The following is a 15,299-nucleotide window of genomic DNA, read 5'->3' as shown; positions in this document are numbered from 1 at the left end:
GCCGCGTACGAGCCGATTCCTCGCGGTTGACGGCCGCAAAGTCCTACTTTCCGGAGGGTATTTGCCATGGGTTGGGAGCAGGCGCTGACCACTCTTGTCCCGAAGGACCAAAAGGTCGTTAACCGCGACGAATTCGCCGGGCCGAAATCGCCGCCGTGGATCGCCGCGGTCGGTGTCACCGACAACGGCGGCCACGGCGGCGGTGGCGTCGACCCGCAGAAGACCTGGGACGTCTATATCCCGTTCGACATCACCGGCTATGTCGGTTCGCTGTTGCAGACCCGTTCCGGCTACGTCTGGGTCAACCTCGACTGGGGCAAGCTCGACGGCACCGACGGGGCATGGACGAAGATCCTCCATATCGGCGAGGAGATCCTCGATCCGCTGGTACACCCGCCCGAGGGAAACACCGTGGTCAGCCGAGCGAGTTTCACCAACGCGGCACAGATGTTGCGCGATATCAACACGTTCCTCGATCAGTGGAGCCGGAAACTCTCGTCGCAGGCCAAGCAGGTCGAGTCCGGTGGGGACCTGCAGGGCCAGGCGGCCAAGACGTACCAGAGCCTGCTGGAGAACGCCGGGAAACGCCTCGGCGAATTCGGCGGACGGCTGGCCGATCCACTGCTCATCGACGCGCTCGCCCAGAGCCGGGACACGCTCGGCAACGAGGTCGTCGGTCTCCTCAACCAGTTCATCGCCTGGCGGGGCACCCCGCTGCACGATCCGCGGGAGGCGGTGCACACGGCGCTGCTCGGCGCCGGGCTCAAGGCCGAGGTGGATTCGAGCGGAGGAAACAACAACTGGGCCAATGTGACCACCAAGTGGGGTGGCATCTGGGACGAGAGCTTCAAGACCGGACTGGACCGGGAGGCCAAGAACCTGTGGCTCAACAACTACGCGTGGGCGCTTGACCCCTTGGCCGACTTCCTGATGAAGGCGACCGAGAGTGCCTACGGCGTCACGGTGAACCGCATCTCGCCCGTCCAAATGGGGCAGATCGCTCCGACGTACAAGCCCCCGTCGTCCACAGGGGACGATACGGGTTCCGGCTCCAACCAGAATCCCTTCACGGGAACCGACACTGGTACCGGCGGATCGGGTGGCCAGGGTACGGGAACGGGTGGCACCGGTGATCACGGCGGAAACGGTGACCTTCCACTCGGCACGGGCGGCACCGGGACCGGTGGAGAGCACGGCAAGAACGGCGACGGCACCAACGGCGACGGCAGCGACGGTAGCGACCTCGACACCGGGGACGGCGGCGAAACCGGAACCGGTGGTCACGGCTCCCAAGGTGGCCAAAGTGGACAGAACGGGTCCACCGGGCACGGCGCGAAGGACCAGACCCCGCCGCCGATCGGGCCGACCACCACCCAGTTCGGCCCCGGCGGCATCGGCAGCGGCTCCGGCGGCGGCAGGCTCGGCTCGAAGAACCCGGATCTGGACGGCGCGGGCACCAGCTCGATCATCGGCCCGGACGGCAATCCGGTCCGCTACTCCGACGGGGAGCCGGTCACCGTCCCGAACGGTTCACACATCAACCCGGACGGCACCGTGGTCAAACCGGACGGTTCGGCGGTAACGGACAAGAACGGGCAGCACCTCACGGTGCCGAAGGACTCGGTCATCCGGCCGAACCAGGCGGGCGGCGGATCGGTCTTCGACCCGACGACCGGCGGCACCAGCTCGGTGTTCACCCCGGACGGCCAGGTCGCGCGGGGCCCGGACGGCAACCCGATCACCGTGCCGGACGGTTCACACATCAACTCGGACGGCACGATCACGCGCCCGGACGGCTCGCGGGTCACCGGGTCCGACGGGAATCCGCTGCACGTCGACCCGCACGCGAAACTCCAGCACAACACCGCGTTGCGGTGGCCGGACGGCTCGACCTATCACGACGGGAACAACCAGCAGCTGTATCTGCCGCCGGGGTCGGGCATCGGGCCGGGTGGGCAGATCGTGGACCCGAACCATCAGTCGATGTTCGGGCCGAACGGCGCGATGCACGTGCCGGACACGCCGTACGCCAAGAACAAGCTGAACAGCATGGCCCCGTTCCATTCTGACGCCCAGGGCGGCGTGAAACTGTCATCCGGCGAAATCGGGGACCCTGCGAAGCGCGGTACGACGAACTCTTCGGCGCTCGACGACGCGTTGGAGAAGCAGCAAAAGCTCAAGACCGAGACCGGCCCGCACACGCTGGGTGAGTCGGGCAAGAACGGGCAACAGCAGTCGGCGATGCCTCCGCCCGGGATGGGCGGGGGCGCCGGCGCCGACGGCAAGGAACGGCAGCGCACCACCTGGCTGGCCGAGGACGAGAGCACCTGGGGCACGGACAGCGGTGGTTTCACCGCGGCAATCGGACGTTGAATCGGACGCTGAGGAGAAATGATGCACACTCGCCTGCAGGAACAGCTCAACCAGGCCATCGCCGAACTGACCGAGCAGCAGAAGGCGATCGAAGAGTGCCAGCAGCACCTGACCGGTCAGTCCGCTTCGGTGCGTTCCAAGGACCGGATGCTTTCGGCCACTGTGGACGCCCAGGGTGGACTGTCCAAACTGGAGTTCCACGACACGCGGTACCGCTCCATGGCGCCCGCCGAACTCGCCGACGTCGTCACCAAGGTGGTCGCCGAGGCGCGCCGGGAGATGCTCGGCCAGGTCACGTCGGCGTTGCAGCCACACCTGCGGGGACTGGCGGATCTGACCGCCTCGACGACCGGATCCCATGAGTGGGACGCCTTTCTCGAGCCGCTGCGCAAGATGATGCCCACACCGATGTTCGGTGAGGACCGGCGATGAGCGAACCGATCTCCGTCCCCGCCGACCTGAAACAGAAGTTCTCGAACTTCGGCACGCTCTCGAACCTGGTGAGCGACCAACGCAAGGTACTCGACGACATCCACCGGATGAATCAGGACGCCGCCGGGCACGACGACGAAACTGCGACCAAGTACCAGGAGCAGACCAAGGAAGGCACCGAGAACGTCTCGGGCCTCGTCGAGGAGATCGCCGGATACCTCGGCCTGACCCAGGACAGCGGCCACCTCGCGGCGGACATGTTCGCCGAAGCCGAGGCCGGAAACCAGGACCTGGGCACGACCTGGATGCCGACGGGCACCAGCGTGGGGAGGCCCGGCCACTCGGGTTGACCGGGAACCGGGGGAGGGAAGGGAGCGCGCGGCCGTGTCGTTGATGATCAACGAGCAGGGCATCACCCTGTTCAAGGTGCTGACCGGCACCGAGTGGCCGACGGCGGACGAGGACAAGCTGCGCGAGGTCGCCGTGCTCTACCGCCAGGCGGGAGAGAACTTCCCGCGGATCTCCGAGCAGATCCGGAAGCTCACCGACGCCATCGGCAGCGATTTCAACGGTCAGGCCGGCGCGGCGTTCGCCGACCGCATGCGGCAGCTGATCACCAAGAACGACAAGGGAGTCGTGCCGCTCGAGGCCGCGGAGAAGGCGGTCAAGGCGTACGGTGAGTACGCCGACAAGATCGCGACACAGGTCGAGTACATGAAGTACTCCGCGATCATCCAGCTGATCCTCATCCCCGCCCAGATCGCGGCCGCGTACGCGATGGCGCCCGTCACCGCAGGGCTGTCCCTGCTGCTCGTCCCGACCATCAAGGCGGTCGGCAGCATGATCCTGCGGTTCCTGCTGAACCTGCTGCTCGAAACGATCGTCTCGGTCGCGATGGCGGTGCTCGCCGCGGTGCTGGCGGATGTGATCGCCCAGGAGATCCAGATCGGGCAGGGCCACCGCAACACGTTCGACTTCGAGAGCCTGGAGAACGCCGTCAAATCGGGCGCGCTGTCCGGGTCGCTCGGTGGTGTCGCGTCCATGGGTGCCAAGGCACTCGGTGACACCCTGGCCAAGCTCGTCACCAAGGATTTCGGCAAGTTCCTCACCGAGAGCATCAAAAATGTGTTCCCGGATTCGCTGAAGGACTTCGGGGAGCAGTTCGCCAAGACACTGACGAAGTACAAGACCAACATCACGCAGAGTTTCGGCGACGAATGGTCTCGCAACCTGCCCAAGAGTGAGGCGAAGTCACTCGCGAACGACCTGACGAAGGTGTTCGACAAGAGCTTCGAGAACACCCTCACCAGTGCCGAGAAGAAGGCGCTGGGCAAGGCCTGGTCGGACACCTTCACGTCGAACGTCGGCCACGTCGGCAAGGCCGAATTGCAGCAGGAACTCAAGACGGCGCTGCAGCACTTCGAGGGCAAGATCGGCTCGGACACCTTCAAGGCGCTGACGCACGACGTACCCGAGGTGATCTACAAGGAGACCTCGGAGCATCTGAAGGGGTCAGTGCCGTACCAGATCCTCAAGCCGATCGCGGGCGCGCCGGTCTACGGCGCCCAGGGCTACCTTGGCGAAGGCCTGGACAACCTGGCTTTCAGCGATGAGCACCAGTTCAAGGCGAACTGGTGGAGTTTCACCGGCGGCGCGGTCACCGGTGCCGCCGGTGACCTGATGGACAAGTTCATGGGCGAGCCTCTCGCGGACAAGCTCAAGGACGTCGTCGAGAACCTCAAGACGCCGGACATGCCGGACGTACCGAAGGACCCACCAGGCGACACCTCGACGTTCGACGGCGGCGTCCCGCACGGCTTGGGCGACATATCTCACGGTGACGGGAACGACTTCGATCCGTCCGTTCTGGACCATTTCGAACCGGTGGAGACCGATTTCCCGAGCGGACACGAAAACGTTGCGGACGAGGGCGGAAACCACCCGGGGAACACATCGTCCACTCAGGACAAGCCGGTCGTTCAGGTCCCGACGTCGGTGCACACCCCGGCCACCGGTAACGGCCACAGCACCGGTCCCGGCGCTTCGCGTTCCCCGGAACCTCCGTCGACCACCACACCACCCTCCGGACGGCCTCCGGTGGGTGATTCCGGGACGCGGCCGGAGAACCACGGCCCCGGCGCGCCCACACCGGTGCCGACCAGTTCGGATCATGCGGGCCCCGAGCGACAGCACACCGGCGAAGACCAGGAGCTTCACCAGCTGAAGAGCTTGGAAGACCAGCTCAGCGCCGCGCCACCGGCGCCACACACCCCGGTGACCGAGTACGTCGCGCACGTCGAGGGTGCCCCCGTGGTGCCCCATGCGCTGCCGGATCAGGTGCGGCTGGACCGGCTCCACACCGGTGAGCACGGCACCATGACGCCCGAGGAGAACCGGCAGTGGGCGGACAGGATCGCCGAGGCCGGGAAGCACGGACCTCAGCACGTGCTCGACGTCATGACACAGCGGGACGAGCGGTACGCCGAACTCGCCAACGAACACCAGGAACACGAGGCGAACGAACACGCCGAATTCACCGAGGACTTCACAGCGAAGTACGAGAATCTGAAGAACACTCCGCTGGAGTTGTCCGAAGAGGACTCGAACGCCCTCGATCTGCTCGCCCAGCTGCCGGACCCGCCGATGCTTCCCGCGGACGACGAACTCGCCGAGCGGTATCGGAAGGTGTTCGGAGATGACCCGGGCGACATGTCTTCACCGCAGAAGGCGTACGAGCACGCGGAAAAGCAAGCACAGCGCTCGGCCAGGGAGCACGAGCGCAAGCTCGGGATGACTGACGTCGAGAGCGCGAAGTGGCAGAAACAGAAGGAAGCGGCCACCAAGCTCGGCGACGCGACGGAACACCTCAAGCTGCTGGACGACTACGCGAAACGGCTGGAAGAGTTGCGTGCCGCCAAGGACGCGGCGGAGATGTCCGAACTGCAGCACCGGCTCGACGACCTCAAGTCCGTCACCTTCGCCCCCGACGCCGTTTCGACCGAGACAAGCAGCGATCTTCAGCACGAGACACACGTCCTGGACCTGCTGAAGGATAGCGAAAAGGTCAAAGCACCACCCGATCTGCCGCATGCGGACGAGCCACTGCCCAAGCCGCCGTCCCGCAAACCGGGCGGGGGACGTGGGCCGTCCGACGACGATCTCCAAGCGCGGCTGAACCGGCTCAAGTCCGTCACGCCCACGTCGTCTGACGATCACGAGATCGGCACGGAGGCGAAGCCGGGCGGCGTCGACGATCTGCCGCCAGTGCCAGGGCATACCCCCGACAGCAAAGTGGACGAGGAACAATCATCCGTCCACAACGGACAGCAGCCGCCGGACGAGCCGAAGACGCACGAAACCCGCCCAGCGCCGCTCGAACAGATGGTGCAGCGTCCGCCGCTGGAAGAGGACCGGGAGGCAGGGCCGGGAGGTTCCGTCCCGAAGCCGGACGATCTGGACGACCTGTTCGGCAAGACCGACGAGCACGTCTCGAGCGAATCGGTCACCTCGAACAAGGCTGTGCTGGACGATTTGAGCTGGCAGCACGCCCCTGCCGACCGGACCGCGGACTGGTTCGCTCCGCGTGATCCGGCCCCGCCGGAGCTGTGGGAACACCTGCGGGAGAGTACGCCGCCGCGCACGGTGACCACCGAGTCGGCCGATGTCGTGAGCAGCAGCCGGATCGAGACCGGCGAGGACGGCCGCCCGCACATCGTGCTCGACTCCGCCACCGGGATGATCGGCTACGACCACCGCCGATACACCCTCGCCGACGGCCGTGCCGTCCAGGAGTTCACCGTCCGGGTGCATCTCGACCCCGCGGCGGGGGTCGCCACTGTTCACCTGGCAGGCACGAAACAGAAGGTGCTCGACGGCGTCGGCCGCTTGTACAACCGCGGCTACCGGTTGCCGGGCGGGGATCAGTTCCATGTGCGGGTCGAGTTCACCGATCAGCCCGGTGCGGCGCATGCGCGTGTCCGGCTGCGTCATCGGGGAACCACCGATCAGGCACATTGGTCGGTGGGGGACAGCGGCACCGTGCTGGCGCACGAGATCGGTCACTATCTCGGGCTGCCCGACGAGTACGTCGACCCCTCTCGGGTCCTCCAGGGCTCCCGGGGCGGCCGGGTGCACACCGATACCTCACTGATGGGGACCGCCGCCCTCGGTGACCATGCCAAGTTGCTGCCCCGGCACCTGTGGCTGGTCGAGCACGTCGCCAACGTCGCGCTGCCGGTGCATCCCGGACCGTCGCAGGAAGTGTCGGGCAGCCGGGAAGTTCCACAAAGGACGTTCGAGCCGCCCCAGCGTGCGATACTCAAACTACACGGCCTGGACATGGTCGCGGTCGAGGCGGACGGCCCAGAAACGAGCTTCGCCGCCGCGGTGACCAAGACACTGGACCCCGCCTCGCCCGCCCCGGGCCCGGACTTGGCCGGCAAGTCGCTGAAAGAGATCGCCGAGGCCGCGGGCGCGCGTGTCCACGTGCTGGAAGCGGACGGCACCTTCACCGCATACGGCCGGGTCGCCGGGGTTCCAGTGCACGTCGTGCGGGTCGGCGACCGCTACCATGCGACGAAGGAGATAGTCCACATCGGACGCCCTGGCATCTCGTACCCCGGCCCGGCGAAGATGGCAGTCGAGCATGGCAGCCCCACGGTGCACCGCGGGGAGTTCGAGGTGGAGACCATCGCGGGCAAGCACTACGTGCGGATGTACACCGCGGTCGTGCATCCGGAGCTGTTCTCGGGGGACCAGGTCCGGCCGAAGACGGAGCACAAGGACATCCAGCAGGATCCGAAGACCGGCCGGATCAAGGTGTCACCAGGCCGCAATTCGAGGCTGTGGGTGGGTGCGGGACGTCCGCTACGGGCGTTGCAGTGGCTCACCGTGTACCAGCGCGATGAGGGTGGTAAACGGCTGAAGGGTGAATCGTCCGCGGTGGTCACCCCGGTGCTGCGGTCGTTCCTGATTCCGTACAAGAAGACCTATCAGGCGATCACCGATGGGGCTGTGGTCGAAGGCGTCGGGGCGTCGGCCGCTGCGGGCAAGACGTTCAATGTGGACCAAGCGGCTGATCCCAACCAATTCGGCGTCGGAGGCGTCGATCTGGACAAGCTGATCGAGCAGGCGGTACGGGGGTCGCTCATCAGCTACACGGCAACCGGCACCGAGTTCCCGAAGGGCGGTACGTCGGGCCGGGAGCTGCCGATGTCCACATTGCACGAGCGTCTTGGACTGAGCCGGGACTTCCGGTCCGACGTGTTCGGTGAGGACTACGACCCGTGGTTCAAGGGCAGGGACGAGAAGGGAAAGCTGAAGTTCAGCAACGATCCACAGCGGTTGCGCGAGATCGCCGTCGAGTTGCGCGAGCATGTCGTCACGTGGGAGCAGATGAAGCAGGCGGTGGGGGAGCGCCGTCCTAACGCGCGTATCGAGCCGGACGCGGACTCGTTCCCCGGCCAGGAAACCGAGATTCCGCAGACGACGGTGCGTGGATTCGAGGAGCGGGTCAGGCGGCTCAACCAGTTCCTCAACAAGGTCGGCCCCGGTGCCGCGATGGTCGGGAAGGTCAGCGACAAGGTCCTCTTGACCGCGCCGGATGTCCTCCGCGAGTACCTCGCCGATACCGCACCGCCCGATGTGGACAGTGCGGCCTTCCACGAAGTGCTGGGCAAGAAGGTCTTGCCCGACGTTGTGAAGGCGGTGACCAAGGACGTGGACACCGCGATCCGGATCCTGAACAACGGCACGACAGTCAAGGACGAAACCACGCTCGAACGGTTGATCAAGAACGGCGTCAAGGTGAAGTCGGGTGCTGTCCGCACCTTCGACGTACACGTTGTCGATAAACTGACCGACACCTTCGTGAAGAAGGTACGGGCACACCCCGCCTTGGCGCTGTTCGACGACGCCAGCCGCGAGGCCGTCGCGGAGGCGGTCAAGGGAGGCTTTCGGGAGGCGCTGACCGCCGAGTTCGGAAAGCTCCGTGACTTCGCGGATTTCGAGGGCGGCAGCGGGAAGAAGGCCGGGTGGCTCAGCGGTGACCGGCTCGTCCGGTTCGGTGACCAGGTGCGCGAACAACTGGCGCTGCCCGAGGTATCCGGGCTGCGGATCGTCGGCGATCGGTTCGCGGACATGGTCAAGGGTCGGGTGCTCGGCTCGGTCGTCACTCACGCGCTGGACGCGTTCACCGGGCGGGACCTCACGCGGGCGGCATCCGGGCAGCTGAAGACCGTCATCAAGGACGAGGTGCTGCCCAAGCTGGCCGCCGACATCGCCGACGCGTTGCGGACCAGCCCCGAGCTGGCGTTGGCGGATAAGGGTTTCCGGGACCTGATGGCGAGGGCTGTCGCCGACGAGGCACGGGCGAGGTCCGAACAGGCGCTGGACGGGTTCGTGTTCGACCCGGTCGACGCCACCGAGGTCGAACAGCTGATGGACAAGGCGCCGGAGATCGCCACGCAGGCCGAGATCGGCTTCCTGATCGCGGCCGACTCCAAGCGGATCGCCATCGACTTCAACACGCGCTTGCAGGGCGAGGGCAACGCTCCGTTTCCGAACAGCTTCGCCAAGTGGAACGCGAGCCGGGAGAAGGACGCCGAGGATCAGCGGCAGGCGGGCCGGGACCTTGACGAGCTGATCAACGGCCAGAACCGCGATCCACACGCCATTGTGGACGCCCTGATCGAGCGTTTTCCGGAACTGGGGCGCAAGTTCGACGAGGTCGCCACCAAGCAGCAACCAATGCCGCAACGTATCGAAAAGGGCACCTACACGTTCTACGAGCATGCGCAGATGGTGCTCGGGCAGTACTTCGAGCTCACCGCGCACGAGGACCCCGAGCAGCGTCTGGTGCCCGCGGACGCGTTGGCCAAGGCGATCCTGTTCCACGACATCGAGAAGGTCAACGCCAAGAACCAGTTCGGGAACGGGCAAGGGCAGCACGATCGTGAGCCCGAGCACAAGCTGGCGGTCCAGCTCATGGACCGTTACCGCCACCTGTGGGGCGGCGACGCGGAGCTCCGCGTGGTCCGGGCGATGGTCGACTCGGATCCGTTCGGGTTCTACCTGCGGGGCAAGATCGACGCCGACGAAGCGTTCCGGTTCGTCCACGACCTCGCCGCCACGCTCAGCCCGGCACCGGACGCGGCTCGCAGGCTGTTCGAGGAGTTCCACCAGTACTATCAGGCCGACTTCTCGTCCTATACCGTCCATAGTGGATATATCGACCGGGACGGGGTCCGGCGCGACGGACCGAACTCCTTCACGGCCAAGTTCGCCCGTGACGACGGCAGAATCTTGTTCACCGCCGACCACAGACATTTCGCGTACGCCGAATCCGCCTTGACGGAAAAGATCCGCGCTCTCGCCGGGATGTTCGCCACCGACCGGAGAATCGTCGAGCACCGCGAACGCATCCGGATCGCCGACGAACGAGCGCAGAACGAACTGCTCGGCCAAGAACCGGCGGACCATGAAGACGGCTCCTCGTTCAGGCGTGCTCCGGTGCGGGATGACGGTGGCGCGGGTGACGGACAACACGTCGAGCTGACCGTGGCGCACGAGCACTCGCGGGCCGAATCGGCGAATGAGCCCGGACCGCTACCGGCCACGGCGGAAGTCCGTCCGCTCGTGACGGCGAACCTCGCGACAGCCGAGGCGGTCAACGGCGAACAGCTGCGAGATTCCCTGGCAGCCGTCATGAAGAAGGCCGGGATCGGCGAGCGTACGGTGAAAGCACTGCTGGCGTCCTTTTCGGACCTCGAACTCAAGGAGAATTTCACGGCCTTCGCCAACGAGGGCGTCACCAAGTCCCTGGGAAGCGGCAAGGACGCCGTCGAAGTGACTGTCCAATTAGGAATTTCCGGTGAGGCGAAGGCCGCGAAGAGCGAAGAAGACTCAGGGAAGCACAAGATCACCAACGTCGAAGGAGACTACGGTAAGGGCGCGGCCGAAACCGCTTCGGTGGCGCCGCGGGACAAGGGCGTTTCGATGTCGTTGTCGGCCGGCACGGGCACCGCGACACCGGTGCGGACGGCCGAGTTGTCCCATACCACCAAGGCGGGTGTGTCGACGACGTGGAAGTCGGCGAACACCATGGAGGCCTCGCTTAAGTCGGCCGTGGAGCTTACCTCGGCCACCACGACGACCCAGCACGCGCTCACCTACGAGTTCACACTGCACACGGTCCGGCACACCATCTCCGATGGCGGGGAGGTGGAAGACGGCGTGACGCTGACCGCGCCGGTCGCGGCTCCTGTAACGGTTTCCGGGGCAACGCGACCACGGCCGGTCACCAGCCTGCGTTCCGCGTATCTGCGTGGCGATCGCGGCCTGGCCAAGGCGGTCATCGACGGGATGCCGGAGAATTCGTTGGTCCGGAACGCGGTGACCGTGGTGGGATCGGCCGCGCGGGACGCGCTGATTCAGCAGCTGAGCGGGAAGGGACTCACGACGCGTGGCCCGGACATACTCGCCGGACACGCGATCACCAAGACACTGACCTTCGAGCATCGTGGCCGTACGCGCACTGCCACAATGGAATTCCAGGCCAGGGCCAGGAACCCGGTTCCGCTGGCCCACGGCGAGGGCTCGGTGGCGCAGACCGCGGGCAGCAAGAACGAACACGCCGGGACACAGAAGTCCAAACAGGCACTCGACGTGAAATGGGGCGGTGGCGCTTCGGCGTCGTGGCCCGGGGCGGATGGCACCTACACACTTGGCTCGCGCAAGGACTTCACCCTGTCGCTCTCCGGCAGTGGTGTCGCGAGCGATGAGCTGACGATGGTGCACACCTCGGGCACGAAGGTGCAGCACGAGGCGATCACCAAGGGGAAGCTCACCGCCTACCGGGCGGATCTCGACTACACGGTCCGGCTCACCATGGACGACGGCCCGACGGTGATCATTGTGGACGGTCACCGCGTCGGGCACGGGGCGACGGTCTGGATGACCAAGGAAGACGCGGTGGCACAGGGCTGGGCCGCCGAACAGTCCACTCCGGACGCCACGGAGGCCGACCTGGCGGACGTCGCCCTCACCGCCTCCGCACTACCCATCTCGCCGATGTCGGTGCTGGGGGCGGGTACGGCGTCCTTCCCCGCCACCGCGCTCGCCGGCCGGATCCAGAACCTGCTTTCCGGCACGGCGCTGCCACATCGGAGCCGGCAGCTCTATCAGCCTTCGCACATCATGGTGAATCAGGAACTGGTCAAGACCGAAGTGACCCCGCAGTACCTCGCCGCGCACGCCGCGGACCTGGCGGGCAACGGCCTTTCCCTGTTGCTGCCCGCCGAAACCCACGCACGCACCTCGACCGGTACCGAGTACGTGCGGGTCGTCATCCGCGCGAAACCGGTGGCTCCGCCGACGCGTGCCCTCGCGACGGCCACCGAGCTGAAGACGACGACTCAGGCGGTCACCAGCGGTGAGCACACCTCGGTGGTGAAGCGAAACTGGGCGGCGGGCGGTGGGCTCGGCGCGGGTCTCCCCACCTTCCCGTGGCTCACCGCGCGCACGGCCCAGTTCTCGGTGAACGGCACCCGCAAGTTCGGCGACACCGAGGTCACCATGACGACCTCCGCCGGGTACGAGCACGAGAAGTCTTGGCAGACGTCCACTGTGCACGGTTACCGGCAGCGGGTGCGCTACGACATCGACGTGTACGGCGAAAACGGCAAGGCGCTGGGCGATTCGCTGATCGTGGACGCGACGTTCGAGGCGGCCGGTGGCAACCGGCTGCTGGGCGCGACACCCGGCCAGGAACCGTTGGGCGAAGCGAAACTCGTCGACAGCGGAATCCCGGTGCTGCCCTCGGGGTGGAAACAGACGTCCCTTCCCGACGACTACGCGGTGCACAGCATCGAACTTCCACCCGATCTCGCCGGATGGCTCGCCAAGGCCGTCACGGGAAAGGACGCCGGGCTGGGCGTGGTCGCCGACCATCTCGTGCACACGTTCGTCAGCCCGAGCGCACTCGCCGCCCACCTCGACAAGGTGGTCACCGGTACCTACCAGACGTCAGTGCACCGGTACGGGCAGGGCGAACTCTTCACCGGCTACCGTGATCAGCTCGGCACCGGCTCGGTGCGGATGGCTTTCGGCAACGCCAAGGTGATCGACCATGCCGAGAGCCTCGAGCTCACCGTGTCCGGCAAGGCCAAGAGCAGCCACGGACATGCCTCCGCGGACCGGAGCGTGTGGGACGTCTCGGGCGATCTACGGACGAATCTCCGGGTCAACAACGAGGCTTCGGTGGTGCCGCAAGGAACCTACACCCGGACCAGTGAGAAGGCCCATGGCACCGGGGTGAAGTTCGAGCAGGAGGCGAGCCGCGGCCGGATCTACACCGGCCCCGCCTACCTCGTTTCCCTCGACGCGAGCACAGTCCTCACCGGGCGGAACACCCAGCACACCAACGCGATTCTCGGCGATCACTTCGGCAAGCAGGCCGAGCGGCACTACCGGATCGACACCCCGGACACGATCCGGTTGTGGATACCCGCCGATCAACTCCACCAGCTCGGCGAGGTCCGATGGCAGATCGCGCCGATCCACGAGAGCGCTTCGTCACCCCCTTTGTCGCAGGACTTCGTCGCGGTGACCCACCCCGGCCTCGGGCACGTCGCCGTGCGGCAGGCGGTGACCACGGAACTGCTCCCCGAGATCCTGAAAGAACTGTCCACAGTGGCTTCCCCCGTGTTGCCGGAACCGGCTCGCCAAGGGTTTCTCGGGCAACTGCAGGGGTTGGCGAAGTCGATGCGTTACTGGCTCTTCGAGCCGGGAGTCGCATCGCTCGGCGCCTCGCTGCCCCCACATCTCGCCGCACAGCTCTCGCCGTCGGGGCTCTCCGCGTTGTATGGGGATCTGCTGGGCCACGGCGTGCGGTTCGCCTATCACTACGACGGTCCGCTCGGCCGGACCGACATCGCGGTGAAACTCAAGGCCAAGCAGGGCCCGGGAAGAATTGCCGGGACCTCGGAACAGTGGAAGCTCAAGGACAAGTACAAGGCAGCGGCCGAACAGACCGGGAAAATCACGTCGACGACGACGAACGCGCTCGAGGGCAACACGGTGTGGAGTGCCTTCCCGAACGGACAGGTCCGGACGAATCCGGGCTCGGCGGGCAGCGCCGACGGCAACGTCAAGGCCGAACAGGCGACGACGTTCACCGGCAAGGACGAGACCGAGCACACGCTGAGCCATGACGGGAAGACCGCTTCGTTCGTCCACGACCTCGAACTCTTCCTGGAGGTCGAGAAGACCGCGAGCTGGGGGAGAGCGCCGAAGACGGTCTCGCTGGGCACGATCGACTGGCTGTTCCCGCCGACGTCAATCACCACCAAGGTCACGCTCCGCGCGATCCCTGACGCCGTGCGCACGATCGTGCCGGATACGGACGCCCTGCCGGTGCCGGGTGTGTTCGCGGCGCTGAGGACGGGCAACGTGGTGAAGCTGCCGGACGGCGTCCGGCCGCTGCTGCGCACCGACGAACTCCATACGGCACTGGGGGAAGTGCTGGACGGGGTGCTGCCCGGCGAGTCGTCCGGCCCGCCTCCGCCGAAGCTGCCGATCGACGCCGGGGGCAGCAGACAGATCGTGGAGCGCGCGACCGGCGCCACCCTGTTGTCCGGCCACGCACCGGCCTTGTTCGGTACCAAGGGGTATCGCATCGGCGGTCTCGACCTCGACCGAGCGTTCGCCGGGTTGCTCAACCACGGTCCGCTGACCGCGGTCACCCTGCACGCCGAACTGCTCGACCCGCGGGTGACCCACTACGCAGCGAGCGGCACGTCGACCACGAGCAAGACCGTCCACAGTGAACTCGTGGAGAGCACGTACACCACGACGGCGGCCCTGGGGTCCGGGGCCAAGGCCAGCGGGAGCGGCCAGCTGTGGAGTACCGCGTCGGGCAGTACGTCGGTGCCGGGGGAGGCCGGCCGCGCGGCGTTCGAACTGACGGTGAAGGGGCCTGCCGTCGAGCACAAGGCGGCCGAACCACTCAAGGCCGGCGGTAAGACGGAGGAGACCGAGCACAAGTCGAGTGGCGCGACCTACCTGGTGACCGCGGACGTCCGCTGGCGGGTCACGCCGGAGTACCGGGGCAAGACCGTGCCCGAGCAGTGGACGATCCCGCGTGCGGCCTTCGGCAGTAACGCCGCGGTGTTCCGGACCGACGAGGCGGGACTGCGGGCCCTCGGGCTCGCGCCGCCACCGGACATCGCGGCGGAGTCCGAGGAAGTCTTCCACGACGCGGCCGACGAGTTCGATACACCGCAGGAGGAGTTCCACGACGCGGTGGAGCAGCCGGAGAGCGTCGAGGACATGGTCGAGCGCGTCCTTTCCGGCTCCTGATGGGAAACCGGTGTCCCCGAAACCGGGACTGGTCCGGGGTGGCGGACGCCGAAAGGATGAGGCCGTGAACCGGTGCCGATGGCACCCGAGGGCAGGATCCGGCGCAGGATGGGAAACGACGGTGACTTCGGAAGGGG

General features: G+C 66.6%; 4 protein-coding genes. All 4 read left to right on the top strand.

Going from position 1 to position 15,299, the window contains the following annotated elements:
* Window positions 1–66 precede the first annotated feature (66 nt).
* Genes ACFW0G_RS29055 through ACFW0G_RS29040 form a run of 4 tightly spaced genes read left to right on the top strand, consistent with a single transcriptional unit; the run spans window position 67 to window position 15,162 of the window.
* Window positions 67–2,373 (top strand): hypothetical protein, encoded by a 2,307-nt coding sequence (locus ACFW0G_RS29055; RefSeq protein ID WP_378328598.1) that lies wholly within the window; start codon window positions 67–69, stop codon window positions 2,371–2,373.
* 21 nt (window positions 2,374–2,394) lie between these two features.
* Window positions 2,395–2,805, top strand: a complete 411-nt coding sequence (locus tag ACFW0G_RS29050) for a YbaB/EbfC family nucleoid-associated protein (RefSeq protein WP_378328597.1) — start codon at window positions 2,395–2,397, stop codon at window positions 2,803–2,805.
* Entirely contained in the window at window positions 2,802–3,155 is a 354-nt protein-coding gene (locus ACFW0G_RS29045) for a hypothetical protein (RefSeq protein WP_378328596.1), read from the top strand. Before ACFW0G_RS29050 ends, ACFW0G_RS29045 begins: the two co-directional genes overlap by 4 nt.
* A 34-nt stretch (window positions 3,156–3,189) precedes the next feature.
* Window positions 3,190–15,162, top strand: coding sequence for a hypothetical protein (locus ACFW0G_RS29040; RefSeq protein WP_378328595.1), 11,973 nt, complete (start codon window positions 3,190–3,192; stop codon window positions 15,160–15,162).
* The last annotated feature ends 137 nt before the right edge of the window (window positions 15,163–15,299 follow it).

It is taken from the genome of Amycolatopsis sp. NPDC058986, assembly GCF_042741125.1.
Lineage (GTDB): Bacteria > Actinomycetota > Actinomycetes > Mycobacteriales > Pseudonocardiaceae > Amycolatopsis.
The sequence above is the reverse complement of the archived record's forward strand: the minus strand, read 5'-3'. Positions and strand labels throughout refer to the sequence as shown.